This window comes from Larkinella fluvii (assembly GCF_051857545.1).
In the GTDB taxonomy this organism is placed as follows: domain Bacteria; phylum Bacteroidota; class Bacteroidia; order Cytophagales; family Spirosomataceae; genus Larkinella.
In genome coordinates, this window is the sequence record NZ_JBPZHB010000010.1 from 366,084 (window position 1) to 387,890 (window position 21,807).

The 21,807-nt window shown below is 51.7% G+C and carries 17 protein-coding genes; 11 read left to right on the forward strand and 6 right to left on the reverse strand.

Features of this window, described 5'->3' with window-relative positions; all coding sequences use genetic code 11:
* The first annotated feature begins 5 nt into the window (after window positions 1–5).
* Entirely contained in the window at window positions 6–2,807 is a 2,802-nt protein-coding gene (locus ACS5NO_RS26830; protein WP_439417976.1) for a CHAT domain-containing protein, read from the forward strand.
* Here the strand turns inward: ACS5NO_RS26830 and ACS5NO_RS26835 are convergent.
* Together ACS5NO_RS26835 and ACS5NO_RS26840 are read right to left on the reverse strand one after the other, a co-directional pair.
* Window positions 2,801–3,598 carry a glycoside hydrolase family 16 protein gene (locus tag ACS5NO_RS26835; protein ID WP_439417977.1) on the reverse strand — a complete coding sequence of 266 codons (798 nt, stop codon included), beginning with the start codon at window positions 3,596–3,598 and terminating at the stop codon, window positions 2,801–2,803. The genes ACS5NO_RS26830 and ACS5NO_RS26835 overlap by 7 nt on opposite strands.
* Before the next feature lie 90 nt (window positions 3,599–3,688).
* Entirely contained in the window at window positions 3,689–4,543 is an 855-nt protein-coding gene (locus ACS5NO_RS26840) for an alpha/beta hydrolase (protein ID WP_439417978.1), read from the reverse strand.
* Between the two features lie 157 nt (window positions 4,544–4,700).
* On the opposite strand from ACS5NO_RS26840, the gene ACS5NO_RS26845 reads away from it, so the two are divergent.
* The 6 genes from ACS5NO_RS26845 to ACS5NO_RS26870 all read left to right on the forward strand — a co-directional run bounded on the left by ACS5NO_RS26845 (window position 4,701) and on the right by ACS5NO_RS26870 (window position 10,441).
* Window positions 4,701–5,405, forward strand: a complete 705-nt coding sequence (locus tag ACS5NO_RS26845; RefSeq protein ID WP_439417999.1) for an esterase family protein — start codon at window positions 4,701–4,703, stop codon at window positions 5,403–5,405.
* A 204-nt stretch (window positions 5,406–5,609) separates the two neighbouring features.
* On the forward strand, window positions 5,610–6,080 hold the full coding sequence (locus tag ACS5NO_RS26850) for a DinB family protein (RefSeq protein ID WP_439417979.1): 471 nt from the start codon (window positions 5,610–5,612) through the stop codon (window positions 6,078–6,080).
* A gap of 51 nt (window positions 6,081–6,131) precedes the next feature.
* On the forward strand, window positions 6,132–7,163 hold the full coding sequence (locus tag ACS5NO_RS26855; protein ID WP_439417980.1) for an ATP-grasp domain-containing protein: 1,032 nt from the start codon (window positions 6,132–6,134) through the stop codon (window positions 7,161–7,163).
* A gap of 27 nt (window positions 7,164–7,190) precedes the next feature.
* Window positions 7,191–8,291, forward strand: coding sequence for a carboxylate-amine ligase (locus tag ACS5NO_RS26860; protein ID WP_150874814.1), 1,101 nt, complete (start codon window positions 7,191–7,193; stop codon window positions 8,289–8,291).
* 108 nt (window positions 8,292–8,399) lie between these two features.
* Complete coding sequence (locus ACS5NO_RS26865; RefSeq protein WP_439417981.1) at window positions 8,400–9,197, forward strand: type 1 glutamine amidotransferase; 798 nt, start codon at window positions 8,400–8,402, stop codon at window positions 9,195–9,197.
* Between the two features lie 53 nt (window positions 9,198–9,250).
* Window positions 9,251–10,441 (forward strand): hypothetical protein, encoded by a 1,191-nt coding sequence (locus ACS5NO_RS26870; RefSeq protein WP_439417982.1) that lies wholly within the window; start codon window positions 9,251–9,253, stop codon window positions 10,439–10,441.
* Window positions 10,442–10,530: 89 nt separating this feature from the next.
* Here the strand turns inward: ACS5NO_RS26870 and ACS5NO_RS26875 are convergent, their stop codons facing one another.
* Window positions 10,531–11,430 carry a hypothetical protein gene (locus tag ACS5NO_RS26875; RefSeq protein WP_439417983.1) on the reverse strand — a complete coding sequence of 300 codons (900 nt, stop codon included), beginning with the start codon at window positions 11,428–11,430 and terminating at the stop codon, window positions 10,531–10,533.
* A gap of 91 nt (window positions 11,431–11,521) precedes the next feature.
* Between ACS5NO_RS26875 and ACS5NO_RS26880 the strand changes: the two genes are divergently transcribed.
* A complete protein-coding gene (locus ACS5NO_RS26880) occupies window positions 11,522–12,721 on the forward strand; it encodes an aspartate aminotransferase family protein (RefSeq protein WP_439418000.1) in 1,200 nt (399 codons plus the stop codon).
* A 19-nt stretch (window positions 12,722–12,740) separates the two neighbouring features.
* Here ACS5NO_RS26880 and ACS5NO_RS26885 read toward each other — a convergent pair whose 3' ends face one another.
* Genes ACS5NO_RS26885 through ACS5NO_RS26895 form a run of 3 tightly spaced genes read right to left on the reverse strand, consistent with a single transcriptional unit; the run spans window position 12,741 to window position 17,868 of the window.
* Window positions 12,741–13,874: an efflux RND transporter periplasmic adaptor subunit gene (locus ACS5NO_RS26885; protein WP_439417984.1), complete on the reverse strand. Its 1,134-nt coding sequence runs from the start codon at window positions 13,872–13,874 to the stop codon at window positions 12,741–12,743.
* A complete protein-coding gene (locus tag ACS5NO_RS26890) occupies window positions 13,858–17,145 on the reverse strand; it encodes an efflux RND transporter permease subunit (RefSeq protein ID WP_439417985.1) in 3,288 nt (1,095 codons plus the stop codon). Before ACS5NO_RS26890 ends, ACS5NO_RS26885 begins: the two co-directional genes overlap by 17 nt.
* Window positions 17,146–17,193: 48 nt before the next feature.
* On the reverse strand, window positions 17,194–17,868 hold the full coding sequence (locus tag ACS5NO_RS26895; protein ID WP_439417986.1) for a FadR/GntR family transcriptional regulator: 675 nt from the start codon (window positions 17,866–17,868) through the stop codon (window positions 17,194–17,196).
* 233 nt (window positions 17,869–18,101) lie between these two features.
* On the opposite strand from ACS5NO_RS26895, the gene ACS5NO_RS26900 reads away from it, so the two are divergent.
* The 3 genes from ACS5NO_RS26900 to ACS5NO_RS26910 all read left to right on the forward strand — a co-directional run bounded on the left by ACS5NO_RS26900 (window position 18,102) and on the right by ACS5NO_RS26910 (window position 21,765).
* Window positions 18,102–18,581 (forward strand): carbonic anhydrase, encoded by a 480-nt coding sequence (locus ACS5NO_RS26900; RefSeq protein ID WP_439417987.1) that lies wholly within the window; start codon window positions 18,102–18,104, stop codon window positions 18,579–18,581.
* A gap of 134 nt (window positions 18,582–18,715) precedes the next feature.
* Window positions 18,716–20,818, forward strand: coding sequence for an HRDC domain-containing protein (locus ACS5NO_RS26905; protein WP_439417988.1), 2,103 nt, complete (start codon window positions 18,716–18,718; stop codon window positions 20,816–20,818).
* Between the two features lie 26 nt (window positions 20,819–20,844).
* Window positions 20,845–21,765, forward strand: a complete 921-nt coding sequence (locus tag ACS5NO_RS26910) for a DsbA family protein (protein ID WP_439417989.1) — start codon at window positions 20,845–20,847, stop codon at window positions 21,763–21,765.
* Window positions 21,766–21,807 lie beyond the last annotated feature (42 nt).

Here is a 21,807-nt window from a genome sequence, read left to right on the forward strand (position 1 = left end):
ACCGCATGAGGCCAGGCGGTTTTGCCAATGCCACTCTCCTCTTCCGAACGCGTTGGGGAGGGTGGCGGTATTGTGGCTTTCTGACCGGTTTTTTCCTGTTTTTCGAGGGTCTGGGCCAATGTCCGCAGCCCGAAATGATCCGGTTGCGGTATGATAGCCTGATGACATTGGATAACAGCCAACAGGCCATGGGCTTTCCTGCGCTGGTTCGGATTTGCGACCGCTGCCAGCTCAACCGCGACTCCACCTATGCCAAGATCTGGCACAGGCTGGGCACCCTGGCTTATCTTAAAAAGGACTATCCAACCGCAATCAAATACACCCGCCGGGCCATCCGGCTGAATTCCCAGAAACGAACCAATGTCAGCCCCTCTTTTCTGGCCAAAAGCTACTTCAACCTGGGCAATATCTACCTGGACAGGCAGGATTACCAGACGGCGCGACTGGTTTTCCAGCAATTTGTAACGATGGGAAGCCGCTATCCCGAACGGTATGAACTGGTGGGACTGGCCTACTGGCATTTAGCCAATCTGTATTTTAAGGAGTCTGACTACCAAAAAAGCATCCGCCAAGCTGAATTAGGGGTTTCGTTCGCTGAACGGATCGGCAATGCTGAATTGATGGCGGCTAATCTTACCGAAAAAGCCAACTGCCTGAAAGAAATCGGCGACAACGAACAGGCTCTACAAATCGTCAACCAGATCATCCTTCTGTTTGGCACTTCGCCCGAACCGTCGGTTAAGCTGGCCAATGCGTATTCGTCCCAGGCCAGTGTGTTGGGTCGTTTGCACCGATTTGGTGAAGCCCTCAATGCATACGAAAAAGCCTATTCCGTTCATGTGCAAATCCAGAATCCAACCGGCCAGTCGGAAGTGACCTCCAACATCGGTTTTCTGTACGACAACTACCTGAAAGACTATGACAAAGCACTCCTCTATTACCGCAAAGCCCTGGAAACCATCGGCGATAACCGATATGGCCGCGTACGCATCATCTCCAACATCGGCGAGATTTACTGGCGAAAAAAGCACTACCCAACCGCCCTGAACTATTTCCAGACGGCCCTCGACACGCTGCACTTCGATGACCGGCAAAAACCGGCAGAACTGACCCGGACCATCCGGCTGACGCCCTACAAAGAATACCTGTTGACGGTGATCCAGAATAAAGCCGACACCTGGCTCGACTACGCCAAAAGCAGGCCCCGAAACCATCGTGCTTTTTTTCAGGAAGCCCTGAAACGCTACCAGATTGCCGACCAGATGATCGACATCATGCGGTTTGAGCAGCCGGGTCAGCAGTCGAAACTCTACTGGCGACAGAAAACCCACAGCATGTACGAACGGGCCATAGAAACCGCTTACCGACTGAATGACAGCGAAATGGCGTTCCATTTTTTTGAAAAAAGCCGGGCGGTTTTGCTGAGCGACAAACTCAACGAGCTGGGTGCCAGGCAGGAATTGCCCCCGCAACAGGCTCAGCAGGAACAGGATTTTCGCCAGCGGATCAACACGATGCAAAATGCATTGTCGGAGTTGAAACCCGGCAGCCGTTCCTCCGATTCAACGCGAACGGTTTTGCTGACTGAACAGGAAAAACTGGATGCGTTTCTCAAAAAACTGGAGCAGGAAAATCCGACGTATTACCGCTATAAATTCGACAATACGGTTCCGTCCCTGGCGCGTCTTCAAAACTGGCTGAACGACCGGAAATCGACGCTGGTTTCGTATTTCGTCGGTGACAGTGCCTTGTATAGTCTGGCCGTTGGGGCATCCGGCACCCGGTTGTTGCGGCAGTCCGTTCAGGACTATCAAAAGGTGGTGGGCGAATTTCTGCCGCTGTGTGCCACCGACCAGCAAAACCGGCAGTTCGGGCGGTTCTTAACGCTGAGCCATCAGGTTTACAACCAACTTCTTAAACCGCTGAATCTGACTACAGAACGCGTCATTATTTCGCCCGATTACCACTTTATCCCGTTTGAAACGCTCAGTAAATCCGCCAATCAACCCGACTTTCTCCTCAAACACCACGCGTTCAGTTACGGTTATTCGGCCACGGTTTTACTAAAAGAAATCGAACGTCCGTCGTCGAAGAGTTCGGAATTTCTGGGCATGGCACCGGTGCATTTCAACCAGGCCCTCCAGCAGGCAACACTCACCGGCTCCGGCCAGGTACTGGCCAAAATCAGTGATCAGTTCAGTCACCCGACGGTTTTGACCGACCAGGCCGCGACCCGCCGGGCATTCCGGACTCTGGCCCCGAATTACCGTGTCGTTCAGTTGTTTACGCACGCCGAAGCCGACAGCATTGGCCATGAACCCCTGTTGTACTTTGCCGATTCGACCCTGCGGTTGTCGGAACTCAGCGACGCTGGCCCCTACCAGACGCAACTCATCGTTTTGTCGGCCTGTAAAACCAGTCTGGGTGTCAACCAGCAGGGCGAGGGCATTTTCAGTCTGGCGCGCGGATTCGCCACGCTCGGGATTCCGAGCGTTCTAACCACGCTCTGGAGTGTGGAAGATCAGGCGACATACAAGCTAACGGAGCGGTTTTATCACCACCTAAGCGAGGGACTTCCGAAAGATCAGGCGCTTCAGCAAGCGAAGCTCGACTGGCTGGAAAGCGCTTCACGCACCGACCAGTTGCCCTACCGCTGGGCCGGACTCATTCTGGTGGGCAACGCCGATCCGCTGCCTGCGTTCCAAGCAACTTGGTGGTGGCTGGGGGGCGGTTTCGTTGTCATTCTGGCCCTTGTGATGGGTCGGCGATTCCGCCAGCGAAGCCGAAAACCGAAATCGGTTTATTGAAACACCCGGACAAAATCAACCGTCAGCCGCTGCGGCCAGATCGACTCATCGACGCCCTTTTGCCCACCCCAGTTGCCGCCAACGGCCAGATTCAGGATGAGGTAAAAGGGCTGATCGAGCGGCCATTGTTCGTAGCTACTGCCGGTTTCTTTTTTGGTAATCGTGAAATACGTTGCGTCGTCGATCAGGAAATCAATCTTCTCCGCTGTCCAGTCGATGGAGTAGGTATGAAAATTGTCCGTGGCACCAGGAATGACTTTGATGCCGGTTTTGTGGGTATTTTTGGTGTGGTTGTAGGCTTCGGTATGAATGGTGCCATGAATCTGGTTTTCGTTGAAACCGACGTGTTCCATGATGTCGATTTCGCCGTCGAGCGGCCATTTCAACGGTGTTTTCGCGCTGAGCATCCAGATTGCAGGCCAGGTTCCCCGCCCCTTCGGCAGCTTCGCCCGTACATCGATTCGTCCGTATTTCCACTCGGCAATCCCTTTCGTGATCAGTTTGGCGGAGGTATACTCGCGGTTTTCGTGCTTTTCCTTTCGGGCTTCGATGATCAGAAAACCGTTTTCAACGCGGGCATTTTCCGGGCGGGAAGCGCGGTAAAATTGCAGTTCGTTGTTTCCGAAACCGCTGCCGCCCACGTCGTACGCCCATTTATTGGGGTCGGGCAAACCGGCTTTCTCGAATTCGTCGGACCAGACGAGTTTGCGTTCGGCCACGGTTCCGGCCGGTTCGGGGAAATTACAGGCCATTAAGGTGGCAATGGCGACGGTTAAAAGGATCGTTTTCATGGGTTCAGTTCAGGAATCGGTTAAAAATTAGTTGCTCCGTTCCCTTGAAGGGGACTTCTTAATCCGGTTTAGGCTGGGTCCAAGTCCCCTTCAGGCCGGGCCGACGCTTCGGGATTTAGGGGCAAACGCCCAAATCAAAAATTGCGGCATCACCTGCCCCCAGGTTTCGGGGTCGTGCCGACCGTCTTTCACCTCCACATACTGCACCTCACGGCCCCAGCGAAAACCCCGGCGCTCGACTTCGGCAATCAGGTCGAGGGTGTCGGCAATGGAGTCGATAATGCCGTCGTGGTCGCGGTCGTCGGTTTCGTCCAGCGTCCCGGTTTGAAACCAGAACGCCGAGCCAACTGGCGGCTTGGTTTGCCGAACCTGCGCGTGCATAATCCGGTCACTATCATCCGAATAGCCATCGTTCAGTCCGCGCTGCCGCCACCAGAAGGAACCCGAAAACACGCCGGCTTTTCGGAACAGTTCCGGGCGATGCCAGACCAGATCGAATGCCGATAAACCACCGAGCGAAAAACCGGCAAAAACCGACTCGTTCGGATCAGTCGAAACCCGGTATTGTTTCCGTACGTACGGGAGTAGTTCGTGAACAACAAAGTCCGCATATGCACCCGCTTTGGCACCCCGGTGGAGGTAATCGGCCTGTGCGGCCACACCGTATTCCTGAATCCGGTCCCCGCAATGAATGGCCACCAGAATAAAAGGCTGGACGGCTTTCTGGTGGTAAAGGGTATTCAAAACCGTGATCATCCGGAGTCGTTCCAGATCCTGACCATCGTTAAGAAACAAAACCGGAAAGAACTCGTTTGAACCCGCGTATTCTTTCGGCAAAACGACATCCAGCCGAACGCTCCGGTTCAGGTAAACGGATACCAAACCGGTGTCGACATGGCTCGTTACGCCATCGGCAAGCGAAGCTATTTCACCAACTATACTCATTATAAGAAAGTTACCACTTATTCATCGTCCATTCATTCCGTTGAGAGGTTCCCAATTTGATCGGCTAATTACCCCAAAATTACAGACAGTTTTCGTGGAAATTCGTAAATATGGTTATCTTTCCTCCGGAATCATCAACAAAAAACCAACCGATATTTTGCAGGAACATTACAGAAAATGGTATTCGCGCCACCTGGGTCGCGACATTGAAATGCTGGTTTATGGCGACTGGGGGTATCCCGTACTCCTTTTTCCCACCACGATGGGGCGGTATTACGAAGCCAAAGACTTCAAACTGATCGAATCCGCCCAGTGGTTTGTCGACAACCGGAAAGTTAAAATTTATTGCATCGACAGCATCGACCGGGATAGCTGGTATGCCAAACACCTGCATCCATCGGTCCGGATTCAAAACCACATCTGGTACGACAAAATGGTGAACGAGGAACTGGTTCCGTGGATTCAGCACGAGTGTCAGGTCGGAAAAATCGCGGTGGGCGGCTGCAGTTTCGGCGGTTTTCAGGCGCTGAACTTCGCGTTCCGCCATCCCGACAAAGTCGCGCACCTCTGGTCGATGGGTGCCAAGTTCGACATTAAATCGTTCATGAGTGGGTATTACGACGACAACGTCTATTTTAACAACCCGCCGGATTACATTCCGAACGCCCACAACGACCAGTTTTACCAGATGAAAATCATTCTGGGGACGTCGGAACATGATTTCTGTAAACCGGATAATTATGCGATGTCGGGCATCCTGAACCGCAAAGGCATTCACCACTGGCTCGATGTCCGGCCCTGGGGCGCCCATGACTGGCCCGTCTGGCGCGAAATGTTTCCGCATTATCTGTCACAGGTATGAAGGCGGTTTACGGTATTCGGTTTACGGTTAACGGTTTACGGGGGCTGGCGCGTGCTTTTGAATGAATATCGAATACGGAATATCGAATTTTGAATAACGAAAGAAAAAATACGGCATGTGTCAGTCCGGTCAGGGAACCACACCGAAAACCGAAAACTGTAAACCGAAAACTGTAAACCGTAAACCGTAAACCACCTTCCCGTTTTGAAATACGGCTATATCGAAAACCAGCGACCGCTACAGGAGGCTTTGCAACAACTTCGAACGTACCTCGAGGAAGTTCCGGTGCTTTTGCGGGGCTACAGTGAAAAGGAATTGACCTTCCGAAATCCCGGAAAATGGTCCAAGAAGGAGATTCTGGGGCATTTGATCGATTCAGGACTCAACAACCTCAAACGGTTTACGGACGCGCAGTTTCTGCCGTCACCGTTTGTGGTTCAGCGGTATAACCAGAACCAGTCGGTGGTGTTGAACCACTACCAGCAACTCCCGCTGGAACATTTACTGACGTACTGGCAATCGTTGAATCGACAAATTTTGTATGTTACCGAAAATATACCGGAGGAAACCCTTCAAAAGCCGGTCATTCCGCCTGATGATTCGCCGACGGTTACCCTGCTGTGGCTCATCGACGATTATGTGGCACATTTAGGGCATCATTTTAAACAATTATAGTGGGCATATCCTTTATTCCGTTACGACCGATTTTGATCCCGTAAAACGCATATGAAGAAAATTGGAATCCTATTTGGGCAGGAAAACTCCTTTCCGCAAGCTTTTATCGACCGCGTCAACAGCAAAAAAGAAACCGACATCGTGGCCGAATTCGTGACCATCGACAAAGTCGTTCAGGGCGAAGCCACCGACTATGCCGTCATCATCGACCGGATTTCGCAGGATGTTCCGTTTTACCGGGCTTATCTCAAAAACGCAGCCCTGAGCGGTACGGCGGTCATCAACAACCCCTTCTGGTGGAGTGCCGATGAGAAATTTTTTAATAACGCCATTGCGACCAAACTGAATGTGCCGGTTCCGAATACCGTTCTGCTACCTTCGAAAGACCGGCCCGACGATACGAATGAAAACTCGTTCCGCAATCTGAAAATGATGGATTGGGAGTTCATTTTCAAGTACATCGGTTTTCCGGCTTATATGAAACCACATTCCGGCGGGGGCTGGAAAAGCGTGTACAAGATCTACAACGCGGAGGATCTTTGGGAAAAATACGCCGAAACCGCCCAGTTGGTGATGATGTTGCAGGAAGAAATCATTTTCGATGACTATTTCCGCTGCTATTGCATCGGCGGAACCGACGTCCGGATTATGCCCTACGAACCGCGCAACCCGCACCACCTGCGCTACGCGGCTGAGCCCAAAGTGACCGGCGAGGCTTACAAAAAACTGATGACGACGGTTAAAAACTACGTCATCGCTCTCAACCGGGCATTGGGCTACGATTTCAACACGGTCGAGTTTGCCATCCGCGACGGCATTCCCTACGCCATCGACTTCTGCAACCCGGCACCTGACGCCGATATTCACTCGGTGGGCCAGGCCAATTTTGAGTGGGTGGTGGAGGCAGCCGCTACCATGGCCATTGCGCGGGCGAAAGCCCAAAAACCGGGCGAGGACAACCTGACCTGGGGATCGTATGTTCAAAGTTCATCGCACGGTCGGCTTTTTGTTCCGGAAACGCTGGTGGAAGAACCCGTGGCGGCACCCGTCGAGAAGAAGAAGGCGAAAAAGTCCACTAAGTAATCGGTTCACGCAGCCCAACTCTGTTTCATGCCAGTATTCACGTTAGGAATCGAAGAAGAATTTCAGACGATCGACCCCGTCACGCGCGAATTGCGTTCGCATATGTCGAAAATTGTGGAGGGCGGTCAAATTCAGTTGCAGGAACGGGTGAAAGCCGAGATGCACCAGGCCGTGGTGGAAGTCGGCACCAACATCTGCACGAACATTCACGAAGCCCGCGAAGAAGTTACCTACCTCCGCAAGATGGTTCTGGATTTGGCCGACAAACAGAACCTGCGGATTGCGGCTGCGGGCACCCACCCCATTTCCGACTGGCAGGATCAGCTTATCACGGACAACGAACGCTACGACAAACTCATCGACGAGATGCGCGACGTGGCCCGGTCGAATCTGATTTTTGGCCTGCACGTTCACGTCGGCATCGAAAGCCGGAACGAAGGGCTTCACATCATGAATGCCGTGCGGTATTTTTTGCCCCACATTTATGCCCTTTCGACCAATTCGCCATTCTGGTGCGGGCGAAATACCGGTTTCAAGTCATACCGCTCCAAGGTGTTCGACAAATTTCCGCGAACGGGCATTCCCGACTATTTTTCGTCGGCGGCCGAATACGATGATTACATCAACCTGCTCGTCAAGACGAATTGCATCGACAACGGCAAGAAAATCTGGTGGGACATCCGGCTCCATCCGTTCTTCGACACCATCGAATTCCGGATTTGTGACGTGCCAATGCGCGTCGACGAAACGATTTGTCTGGCGGCCGTGATGCAGGCGCTGGTGGCTAAGATCCACAAACTCCATAAGCAGAACCTGAATTTCAGGCCGTATCGCCGGCTGCTGATCAACGAAAACAAATGGCGGGCGGCCCGGTACGGTATTGAAGGGAAACTGATCGACTTCGGCAAGCAGGAAGAGGTTCCCTACCACACCCTGGCGCAGGAACTGCTCGATTTCATCGACGATGTGGTCGACGAACTCGGCAGCCGGAAAGATGTCGAATATGTCAAAACCATTCTCGAAATGGGTACCGGTGCCGACCGGCAGTTGGCGGTTTTTCGGCAAACCAATGATCTCAAGCGGGTTGTGGATTACATTGTGGAGGAAACTTCTCACGGTTTGAGATAGTTATCTTTGATATATGATTGCCCCCAACCCCCTAAAGGGGGCTTACAGCATTTAGGAAAGCCCCCTTTAGGGGGTTGGGGGTTTACCTGTAGCTTTGAAACGTACCCAATGGAATCGATGAAAGTGGCCATTCTGGACCTGTACAACAATGTTCCGAATGAAGGCATGCGCTGTATTCTGCAACTAATCCGGAACATCAGCGAAAAAGAACAGCTTGAATTAACGCATACGGTTTTCGATGTCCGTGGCAAGAACGAAATACCCGGACTCGACTACGATATTTACATTTCAAGCGGTGGCCCCGGCAGTCCGCTACCGAGCGATGAACCCTGGGAGGAGCCTTATTTTGAGTTGATCGATCGGCTTTTTTCGCACAACCGGACCAGTAATCAAAAGAAATATCTGTTTCTGATTTGCCATTCGTTTCAACTCGTATCGCGGCACCTCGGCATCGGAACCATCAGCAAACGGCGGTCGACCTCCTTTGGTATTTTCCCGATTCACAAAACCGACGAAGGCCAAACCGATCCGTTGTTTCAGAAATTGCCGGATCCGTTTTTTGCGGTCGATTCGCGGGATTACCAATTGACCGAACCCAACTGGCAGCGCATTAGTGAACTGGATGCCAAGGTGTTGTGTCTGGAAAAAATTCGTCCTCACGTCGACTATGAAAGAGCCATTATGGCTGTCCGGTTTACCGATGAGGTGTTCGGAACCCAGTTTCACCCGGAAGCCGACGGCGAAGGCATGTTGCGGTATTTCATGAAAGATGAGAAAAAGCAGCAGATTGTCGAGAACCACGGCGAAGAAAAATACAACGAAATGGTCGAGTCGCTGCTGGACCCTCAAAAAATCGGGCTGACCGAATCGGTACTGATACCGGATTTCCTGCGCCAAACCATCTGACCACCTTAAAAACGTGGCCCGGTTTTTCAGACATCGGGTCACGTCCAACGACTATGATTCATTCGATTCGTCAGGCCTATAATGCAGCATTCAGCCCGGAAAATTACCGGGCTTTTTTGGATCAGATTGACCACGATTATCCGGGACAACTGGATTTCCGGGTGGCCGAAACCCCGGTTTTTGTCCCGCTGGCCTTGAAAAACCGGATTCTGGAAGCCTGCGATTCGATTGTTGATACGATCACCGAGGATCAGTTTAAAGCGTGGTCGGAAGCCGCCATTCCGCCCGGCCAACGGGTGCCGAACGAGAATGAGCACACCTCTTTTCTGGCCATTGACTTTGCCATTTGTAAGGATGAAAACGGTGATTTGCTCCCGCAGTTGATCGAATTGCAGGGCTTTCCGTCGATCTTCGGTTTCCAGTCTTACGTGTCTGGTAATTTCAGAAACTACTTTCCCATTCCCGACGGTTTCAACCACCTGTTCGATGTCGATTCCGACGAAACCTACCGCCAGCATCTGCGCCGGTTGATCATCGGAACGGAACCGCCGGAGCAGGTGATTCTGCTGGAAATTTACCCGGAAAAACAGAAAACCCGCATCGACTTTGCCATCACCCACGAGATGCTGGGCATCGAAGCAGTTTGTTTAACAAAGATTCAGAAAGAGGGCCGGAAGCTTTTTTACGAAAAAGAGGGACAGCGTTACCACATCAAGCGAATCTATAACCGACTGATATTTGATGAGTTAGAAAACTTTCCGGAACTAAAAACCGCTTTCTCCTTAACGGACGACGTAGACGTCGAATGGATTGGACACCCGAACTGGTTTTTTCGTATTAGCAAACACACATTGCCATTGCTGAACAGCCCGTATGTGCCGACCAGTCAATACCTGGATCAGGTAGAAACCTATCCTGATGATCTGGAAAATTACGTTTTAAAACCGCTTTTTTCCTTCGCGGGCAGTGGCGTTATGCTGAATATTTCGAAAGAAGATCTGGATTCAATTTCTGACAAAGAGAATTACTTACTCCAGAAAAAAGTCAAATATGAACCGGTCATTCAATCGCCGGACGGGTTGGTGAAGTGCGAAATCCGGATGCTCTATATCTGGCACGAGAAAGACCCGCGCCCGACGCTCCTGACCAATCTGGCGCGCTTGAGCCGGGGCGAAATGATTGGTGTTCGATTCAACAAAGACTTCGACTGGGTGGGCGGAACCGTGTGTTTTTTTGAAGAGTGAATGTAGACAGGAGAGATGAGACAAGAGAGTAAAGACCTCCTTAACGGTTTTTAGTCTCTACTCTCTTGTCTCACCTCTCCTGTCTACACTCACTTTCCGAGCCGAACCATATAACTCAGATACGGCAGTGGGCTGGTGCGAATCAGGCCGTTGGAACTGTAGACGGGTAGTAGAATCGCCGTATCGAATGCGTGTCGACGGCGGTTAAACCGCAAGCCCGCCGAAGTCAAACCGGACAGGTAGGTATATTGCGGCTCAATGGCTTCTCCCACCAGAATATTGTTCTGATTGATGAACGTCAGATCCGGCGTCAGTTTACGGACATAGCCGATGGTGACGACACCCGACGAAGCAATGCCCTGTCGGGAGAAAGTCACACCGGCTCCCACGGTTATGTTGCGCTCCGCATCCCCCACGGTCACCACGCCCTGGGCTAATCCCAGTTTGGTCAACAAGCGTTCGTTCAGACGAATACCGATATACTGAACATTCAGCGCGATGTGGGTTCGGGGCATCAGTTTGGCACCGTATTTGGCCGAAAACGTGTGAAAATTTCGGGGATTCAGGGTTTGAAAGGTCGTACCCACACTCAGGTTTTTGGTAATTCCCACATCCAGCCGACTGAACAAAACGTAGCTGCTTTGAAAATACAGGCTCTTGTTTTCGGGCATATACGCCGTGGGCATCAAAAATAATCGGAATGGAAAGCCGTTCGGAAAGTCAGGGCCGCTGCGGAGGGTGCCCCCAACCAGATCGGCGCGTTGAATCTCATGGGCTGCCAACAGCCGGTCGCCCTCCTTTTTGGTTCGGATGAGATACGAAGCACTATCCCGCCGGACGAATTGGCCGCGTATCGTGGTGCCATTTTTGAGCAGAAAATCATACGTTCCGGGAATATGCGACTGACCCGGTTCGTAGTAAACGTCCTGGGACCACCCCTTCGAAACCAGCAAAATTCCCAGAATAACAGACAGGTAGATTAGCTTCATAGGCAGGAAAATTTCATAACTATTAAAGTTAATAAACTTACCGATTTCGCCCAAGCGTTATATAGGTGTATTTTTGCACCGGCAACTAACTATTTCCTTGAAGAACAACACAGTAGTAACCCATCGGCAACTGTTTTTTCAGCACGTCGCCCAAACGTCCGACTTTCCCCTGGCTCTCGAAATCGAGCGGGCGGAGGGCATTTATCTGTACGGATCCGGCCAGCGCTATATCGATTTGATCTCCGGCATCGGCGTGAGCAACGTCGGCCACCGGCACCCGCGCGTGCTGGCGGCCATTCAGGAGCAACTGGATAAATACCTGCATTTGATGGTCTACGGCGAATATGTGCAGACGCCCCAGGTTGAACTGGCCCACGCGCTGGCTCAAACGCTGCCGGAACCGCTGTCCAGCGTCTATTTCACCAACTCCGGCACGGAAGCCATCGAAGGCACCATGAAACTGGCGAAACGGTTTACGGGACGGCGGGAAATCATTTCGTGTTTCAATGCTTATCACGGTGCCACGCAGGGCGCACTTTCCTTGTCCGGGAGCGAAAATTTCAAACGAAGCTTCCGCCCCCTCCTACCCGGCATTCGGCACATCCAGCACGGTGACTGGCAGCACCTGGAAAAAATCACCCAAAAAACCGCTGCCGTGATTATGGAAGTGGTACAAGGTGAAGCGGGCGTTCGCGTGCCGGAAGCGTCGTATCTTCAGGCGGTGCGGAAGCGGTGTACGGAGGTGGGCGCATTGCTGGTTTTCGATGAAATTCAAACCGGTTTTGGGCGGACCGGAACCTTCTGGGCCTTCGAAGATTTCGGGGTCGTTCCCGATGTGCTGGTTTGCGCCAAAGGCATGGGGGGCGGTATGCCGATTGGCGCGTTCATCAGTTCGGCCGAAATCATGAGCGTTTTCAAAACTAACCCAATTCTGGGACACATCACCACCTTTGGCGGCCACCCGGTTTGCTCGGCGGCTTCGCTGGCTACCCTGCGCGTTGTTCTGGACGGAAAACTGCACGAACAGGCCGAAGCCAAAGGCCAGTTGTTCAAGCAGTTGCTGGTACATCCGGCCATCAAAGCAGTCCGGGGCAAAGGGCTGATGCTGGCGGCCGAATTTGAATCGTTCGACGTTTTGAAACCGGTCATCGACCGGGCCATTGCGAAGGGGGTGATTACGGACTGGTTTCTGTTTTGCGACAATTCCATGCGCATTGCGCCCCCACTGATCATCACCGAAGAGCAGATTCGGGAAGCGTGCGCGGTGATTCTAAACGCCATCGGTTCCTGAAAAACCGGCTCTCCGGCGACTACGTCCGTTGTTTTACCGAACGAATGGCAGAACCGTTCCGCACTTCTTCCGTGGCGGTAGTCAGAATCTGATCCCCTTCTTTCACCTCGCCAAACACTTCGACGCTGTCTCCGTCTTCCAGCCCTTTCTGAACCGGAACCCATTCGGCCTTCTGGTTGACCACTTTGACGATGAAAACGCCCGTCGTGGCATTGATGACGGCGGATTTTGGCACCACGAAAGTCGTATTTTTGGTCGGTAATGGAATGTTTACCTCAGCAATCATGCCCGGCAGGAGTTTGCGGTCGTTGTTGATTACATCCACTTCGGTTCGTTCCGAGCGTAGGCGTTTGTCGAGCGCCCCCGCCAGCCGTTTTACTTTCCCGATGAATTTTTTATCGGGATAGGCTTTCACGGTAAACGTCACCTCGTCGTTCAGGTCGACATACCCCGTATACGCTTCGGGAACGGCAATGACCAGCCGCAGTCGTTTTTGTTCCGTCAATACGAACAGCGGAAACTCCGAACCCTTTCCCGACGGCCCGATGTAGGCCCCGGTGCTGGCGTTCCGCAGACTGATGATCCCACTGAAAGGTGCCCGGATTTCCAGGTATTTCCGCATGTCGGACACTTCCCGGTACGACGATTTGGCGGCTTCCAGTTGGGCCATGTCCGATTCTTTTTTCGCCAGCGTCTGTTCAATCATCGTCTGGGCGACGGTTCCCGGTGTTTTGGCAGCATCCACGTAGCGGTCGTAATTGGCCTTACTGGCAATGTACAACGCTTCCTGCGACTTCAGTCTCGAATGGGCAGCCGACAATTGCGCGTTCAGTTCGGGGGCTTCGGCCAGGGCCAGCAACTGCCCTTCTTTCACTTCCGTGCCCACGTCGGCATGAATGGACTTGATAAAACCGCTCACTTTGGCGTAGATATCCACATCCCGAAAAGCCATCAGTTCGCCGGGAATCTGTAGGCTCGACGAGAGTTTGCCCTTGCGCAACGCAATCACTTCCAGTGGTTGCGGCTCCTCCGCCACGGCGGTCTTTTCTGTTTTCCCCTCGCTCGAGTGGCAGCCATTCAACGAACTGACCACCAGAATGCCGGAAAAAACCGCCAATACTGAATACCCTACTCTGTTAATTAACCGATTCATATACGCCGGGAATATAATGTTTACTTTCTTTGTCTTCAGGGTCTAACGATACCGACTGGGTCGATGATTTTTCCTGCACCCAGGCAAATACCAGCGGCAAAATATGCAAAGCCGCAAAAGTTGAAGCGATCAGCCCGCCGATGACGGCCCGGCCCAGCGGGGCGGTTTGCGAACCGCCTTCACCAAATCCGAGGGCCATTGGGAGCATGCCCACCACCATCGCCACACTGGTCATAAGAATGGGTCGCATCCGCAGCGAAGCGGCTTCTTTGGCCGCCAGCAGGGCATTGTGGTTTTTCATTCGCAACTGTTCGGCGTTGGTCACCAGCAAAACCGCATTGGAAATGGACACCCCCACGGACATGATCATGCCCATGTACGATTGCAGATTGAGCGTTGAGCCCGTCAGCAGCAATAAGGCCAGGGAACCCGCTAACACCGCCGGAACAGTACACAAAACGACCAGCGACACTTTAAACGACTGGAAATTAGCCGCCAGCATCAGGAAAATTACGATGATCGCCGTTAACAAACCGGTTTGTAAACTATCCAGGGTTTCGGTCAGCACCTGCGTCAGCCCCCGGGTTTCAATGGTTAACCCGCGCGGCAATTCACCCAGATCGGCAATGGCTTTTTTAACATCGACCGTAGCCGTTCCCAGATCCATGTCATTCAGATTCGCCGTGACCGACAAAACCGGTACCGCGCCAATGTTGTCGTTTTCGCCGTACGTCCGGCCTTTTTTAATGGTGGCCACATCGCTCAGCACCGGGCGGTTGGCATTGGGTGTCACCGGAATTTCGCCAATATCGCTGAGGTTTGCCATCTTGCTCTCCGGCACCACCACCTGGACGCTATACATTTGACCACTTTTCGGATCGATCCAGACGTTTTTTTCGGTAAACCGTGACGACGAGGTCGAGGCCGTCAACGAACGTGAAATTGCCGAAATGTCCGTTCCCAACTGGGCCGCCCGGACGCGGTCGATTTCGATGTCGATGGCCGGGTAATTGACCGCCTGACCAATTTGGACGTCCCGCAGATACGGAATTTTTTTCAGACTGGCAATCACCTTGTTGGCATACTCCTCGTTTTGCGGTTTATTCTTCCCGATCACCTTCACTTCAATGGGCGTCGGCGAACCCTGGCTGAGGATTTTATCGGTCAGTTCAATTGGCTCGAAAGACATTTTTATATCCGGCAAAGCTTCCTTCATTTTGGCGCGGTATTGGTCTTTTAACTGATCCAGATCGACGTCATAATCGGGTTTTAAACTCGCCTGTAAAACGCCTTCCTGCGGCCCGGCCATGAAGAGATAAATCGGGCTGGTTGAAAACTGGGAGCTGTGCATACCCACCATGGCGGAGGTAATATCGACATTTTCTTTCCCCACCAACTGGTGCAACACATCGAGTGCTTTCAACATGGTAAGCTCCGTTTTTTCAAGCCGGGTGCCATCCGGCGCGCGCAGCCGAACCTGAAACTGTCCGGCATTGACGCGCGGTAAAACATCGCGACCAATGGTGCTCAAAAAGAAAGCCGTACTGGCCAGTGCGACCACTACATAGCCAACGGTTATGGATTTTTTATACGGAAGAGTCCACGAAATAAAGCGCACAAAATTGATCCGTAGCCGCTCGAAACGGCCAATTTTTCCGTCGTTATTAAGATCAGCCTGGTGCGCTAATTTCTGTTTTCCGGTCAGGATTCGTTCTTCTGACGACTGGGCCGCCACCGGAATCGCCTGGGCCTGTTTGGCATCGTGTTTCCCGGCTTTTCCGTTGGTTTTGATGACGTGCGCTTTCATCAGCCAGTTCGCCAATACCGGCACCAGCGTCTGGGCCATGATGTAGGACGTAATCATGGAAAACGCAATCGCCAGCGAAAGCGGTAAAAACAAAGCCCCCGGTATACCCTTCATGGTAAAGGCCGGGGCAAAAACCGCCAGAATACAGAAGAGAATCAGCAGTTTAGAGAAGGCAATTTCCTGACAGGCATCCCAGATTGCCAGCGCTTTGGGCTTTTTCATGTCCAGATGCTGGTGTATATTCTCGATTGTAACCGTCGATTCATCCACGAGAATACCGATGGCAAGTGACAAACCGCTCAACGTCATAATATTGATGGTTTGCCCGAATAACGACAGGAATAAAACCCCGGAAATAATACAGATCGGAATGGTGATAATCACGATGAGAGCACCCCGTGGATCGCCCAGGAAAAGCAAGACCATCAACCCGGTTAAAATCGCCCCAATGACGCCTTCGGTAATCAAACTTTCGACCGAATTAATAACGTAAACCGACTGGTCAAATTCATACGATAAGGTGACGTCTTCGGGCAATAACGACTGAAAATTGGGCAGTTCTTTTTTCAAATTCTGAACCACTTCCCAGGTCGATGCATCCGCCGATTTGGTGATGGGCAAATACACCGACCGGCGGCCATTTACCAGCACATAACCCGACGTAATGTCCGCGCCATCTTCCACCTGCGCCACATCTTTCAGGTACAGACTCTGAACCGATCCGGTATACAAGGGAATGTTTCCGAAGTCTTTCACCTCCCGGATGGTGGTGTTAGCCGGGGTAAAATAATTCAGATCGCCCACCCGTACATTACCGGCTGGTGTGGCCTGGTTGTTGGCCCGAAGAGCCAGAACAAGCTGATCGGGCGTCAGGTTGTGGGACCGCAGCAGTGCCGGGTCGGCCCGGATCACAATTGTTCGTGAGTTACCACCAAAGGGCGCCGGAGCTACCAGACCGGGAATGGCACTAAACCGCGCCCGGACATACACGTTGGCTAAATCCTGTAATTCGTTATTGGTTCGAATGGGACTGCTCAACACCAACTGCCCCACCGGCAGCGTCGATGCATCGAACCGTAGGATGAAAGGCGGCTGCGATCCGGGTGGAAAAATGGCCTGCGCCCGGTTGGTATACGACGACACTTCAGCGGCCGCCTGGGCCATGTTCGTGCCTTCGTAAAACGACAGTTTGATCAGCGTAAGCCCCTGAATGTTCTTGGTTTCGATGCTTTTTACCCCCGATACGTAGAGCAACAGATTGACGTACTGTTTCCCAAAAAACGACTCCATCTGGTTGGGCGTGTAGCCGCCAAAGGGGTGGGAAATGTAAATAACCGGCAAATCCAGATTGGGAAAAATGTCGATTTTGATCGTGCGAACGGCACCGACACCGAAATAAAATAAACCCGCCACCAATACCAGCACGGTAATGGGTTTGCGAAGGGCTGATCGGATTAAATCCATAACGTACTGTCCTTTGTTAGAAGTTGGAATCTACGGGAATCGAACGCACTACCGGATCTGGCCCGTAATCTTAGCCGCCCAAAACCATGCTTTTTTAGGGTCACGGTCGGCGACACTTTGCAGCAGGGAGGTGTGCATGTTCTGTTTACTCAGCAACGTCTCCGTCGTTATAAAAACTTCCATGAACGACTTCTTCATTTTGTTGGCAATGATCCTGTAGAGATCCACAAGTACTTCATTTTTCGATGCCATTGCCAGGCGGATGTGAAACTGAATATCCGCTTCGATGCATTCTTCCGGACGGTTTTGCAGGGCGGCTTCGTGCCGTTTCTCAAGATAACCGCTCATGATGTCGATGTCTTCCTGCGTTCGGTTCAGGGCGGCTTTTTCGGCAATTTTGAGTTCGAGCAACTGGCGAACCTCGTTGACATCGTCGCCCTCGGCCCGCGACAGACTCTGGTGAAACGGTTCGACGCTGTTCTGCTGGAGTTCCACGAAGGTACCCAGTCCCTGTTGCACCCGGATCAAGCCCTTGTTGGCCAGGATGCGGATGGCTTCGCGGATGGTCGAGCGGCCCACGCCAAACTGCTGCATAAGTTCGGGTTCGGAAGGCAGCCTTTCGCCAATTTTGTAGTGATTCGACGCGATTTGGTGCTGGAGCTTGTTGACAACGGCATCGGCCAGACTCTCGCGCTTGATTGGGATCGTATCGGTAGTCATCATATCATCTGATGAGTAAAAATAAGTCGTATACGGCAAAAGCGCAAGGTATGGACACAATATGATTTTTTCATTAAACCGACAGATTCGATAAGTAAAGCTTGTTAAAAGAATAGTACTATTTTAAAAACAATTCAAACCAGAAAGAGCCTCCTGTTCACCTTGAATACGCTATATTGCAGGCGGAGGCCACTTAAAATAACACTTCACATTCTCATACTTATCAAAAGTCAACCATGCCCAGTACCTACCCCGCTCCCCGTAAAAATGTTCTTTTGTTAAGTTGTATGGATCTGCGATTGCTGGACGACATCGTGCGGTTTATGCACCGTGACAACCTGGCCAATCGTTACGACCAGTTTATTTTAGCCGGTAGTTCGCTGGGAGCCAACCTGCATGGTGCCTGGAACGAGGTTCTTTTTCAACACATCGAAACGGCAGTGGAACTGCACGGTATTCAGGATGTCTATATTCTCGAACACCGCCATTGCGGGGCTTACGAGAAATTCCTGGGCGACGAAGGTACCTTTGACGATTCACCGGAAGATCAGAAAAAAGAACAGGAACTTCACAAGATCCATGCGGTTGAGTTGGCAAAACGGATTCATGCGTGGAGTGATGCCCACCAGTATACCCTGAATGTCAGAGCGCTTTTGATGGACTTGCGGGGTGAGGTTTCCATACTCGAATACCTGCCGGCATCGCCCAATGTATAGCAATCAAAAAGACTCGAAATGCATAGTCTGTGATCATTCCTTTTCGTATCTTGAGTGCCTTTCAGGAATGACCGGCGAGTTCTCAAAACTTAATGTAACTCTCTGACGGTCTTGAATTTACATTATGTTACTTTATGCCCATCATTGTTAACGAAAAGCTCCAGCTTGCGCACGACTTCGTCCTGCATACGAACCGTAATGTCTTTTTGACGGGAAAAGCGGGCACGGGAAAAACGACATTTTTGCACGAGATTAAACAGTTGACATCCAAGCGACTGGCGGTGGTGGCTCCCACCGGCGTGGCTGCTATCAACGCCGGGGGCGTCACCATTCATTCGCTGTTCCAACTGCCGTTTGGCCCGCTGGTTCCGGGAACGGCAGGTCAGGAATCCAAAAAAATAAACCGGGAAAAAATCAAATTATTCCGGACACTGGATCTGTTGATTATCGATGAAATCAGCATGGTTCGCGCTGATGTGCTCGATGGCATCGATGAGGTGTTGCGACGCTACCGCCACCGCCCGGAACCCTTCGGGGGCGTGCAGTTGCTGCTCATTGGCGACATGCAGCAGTTGCCGCCGGTGATTCGGGATGATGACTGGGCTTTTTTAAAACCGTATTATGAAACCGGCTATTTTTTCGGAAGCCGCGCCCTGCGAAAAACACCGTACATTTCCATTGAACTACAACACATTTACCGGCAATCCGACCAGCGTTTTATTGACATCCTGAACAGCATTCGCGAAAAACGCGTCACGCGTTTGCAATTGGACGAGTTGAACCAACGGTATATTGCCGATTTTTCACCGGACGACAGCGAAGGATTCATCACCCTTTCGACCCATAACAACGCGGCCCAGCAAATCAACAATCAGAAATTGCGGGCCTTAAAGACGCCCTCCCACACCTTTGAAGCCACCCTCGAAGGCGAATTTCCCGCCCACGCTTACCCTACTGATGCCAGTCTGGAACTGAAGGTGGGGGCGCAGGTGATGTTCATCAAAAATGACATTTCCCGCGAAAAGCTGTTTTACAACGGAAAAATCGGGCAAATAACCGACATCGACGACGATTTTATTTATGTAAAATGTCCCAAAGAGGTTGACGCGATCGCGGTTGATCGAATGGATTGGACGAATATTCGGTATTCTCTGGATGCGACTACGAATGAAATCAAAGAAGAACCGGTCGGTAAATTTGTTCAATATCCCCTCAAACTGGCCTGGGCCATCACCATCCACAAGAGCCAGGGGCTAACGTTCGAAAAGGCAATTATCGATGCGTCGGCGGCTTTTGCCCATGGGCAGGTCTACGTGGCGCTGAGCCGCTGTAAATCGCTGGATGGTCTGGTGCTGCGCGCGCCCATTCCCTCCCACAGCATCAAAACCGAGGTGCTGCTGGAGGAATTTCACGAACAGGTTCAATTGCAAACGCCCGACGAACAGGAGTTGTGGAATTCGAAACAAATCAACCAGGAAAACCTGCTGCTGGACCTGTTTCTGTTCGACCGATCGGAGTATTTAATCAACAAATCGCTTCGGCTGGTGGTCGAAAATGCTGCCAGTCTGGACGAAGGGGCTGAGCAAATCCTGAGTCATTTCAAAACCCTCTTTAATGAAAAAGCCGGTAGTCTGGCCACGCGGTTCCGCCAACAACTGCCGGCTTACTTTGCCGAAAGTCTCTTGCCGGAGGATAACCAGCCGTTACAAGAACGCATTCGAAAAGCGGGCTCTTACTTCTACAACCTGATCAACAACGAACTATTACCCATTCTTTATCATTATCCAACCGGTTCTGATAACAAACTGGTTCAGGAGTCCTTGCGCGAATCACTGGAAGAACTCGAAAAAGAATTGTTCATCAAAATGCATTGCTTTGAGGGTTGCCGAAGCGGTTTTGAAGCGTTAGCTTACCTGAAATCCCGCAACGAATCCGAACTGGTTTTTCAGCCAAACCGGAAATTGAAGGACCGTCGGAAAGCCGGTGAGCCATCCGAAAGCAGCGGCAGTAAAGCCGGTACCAGCCTCTACAAAGCCCTGACGAAATGGCGGGACGATCTGGCCGGGGAGAACGACAGCGCCGGATACATGGTGCTTCCCCGGAAAACGATCCTGGAACTAAGCCGCATCAGGCCCAAAACGCTGGATGAATTATTAACCGTAAAAGGGTTCGGGAAAACGAAAGTCAAAATGATCGGCGAAGAAGTCCTGAGCATTATCCGGGAGTTTACCGACTAGATTTATACAACCTGTTTATCAATACAATGACTCATCCACTTCTGTGCGACCCGGTTTCGGGTGTCTGCGAAATTCCGGATCACGTGTTAAGTGCCGGAAATGAACCATTGGCCTCAGTTTCCGACGGTACTCCAGTCGATCAAATTCACATTACGTATTTTACCGATCCGATTTGTTCGACCTGTTGGGGCATTGAACCACAGCTTCGCAAATTGAAGCTGGAATATGGCCGGTATTTGACCATCGACTATCGCATGGGTGGTTTGCTGCCTTCGTGGGACGTTTACAACAGTGGCGGCATTAGCAAACCCGCCGATGTGGCCCACCACTGGGACGAAGTTAGCCAGCATTACCAGATGCCCATTGATGGCGATGTCTGGCTGGAAGATCCGCTTCCTTCCTCCTATCCGCCCTCCGTGGCGTTTGTAGCAGCCCGGTACCAAAGTCCGGAAAAAGCCATCCTGTTTCTGCGGATCATTCGTGAAATGGTTTTCCTGCACAAGAAAAATATCACGAGGTGGGAGCATCTCGCTCAGGCAGCCTCCTGGGTTGGGCTTGATGTGGAACGGTTCCGGTTCGATTATGAACACAGTGCTATAGCCGGTTTTGAAGACGACCTGGCTTTTGCCAAACGGTTGGGTGTGCGCGGATTTCCAACCCTGTTTCTCGAAACGGCTACCCGACAAACCAAAATCTATGGCTTCAAACCGTATTCCCTGTTCGAAGAAGAACTTCACTTTCTAAAACCTGACATTCAGAAAACGGCTTTTATGTCACCGGCAATGGAGTTGTTTCACAAATTTCGCAGTCTGACAACCCAGGAATTTGCCGTTATTACCGAGCAGGATTTCGCAAGTGCCGAGAAAATACTTTCCGATTGGGAAAAAGCGGGTTCAATTGAACGCGTGTCTTCCAAAAATGGGTTTTTGTGGCTTTCTGTTAATTAGGAAGCATTCCGCCTGCGGTTTTGATCGCAGGCGGAATGTCAT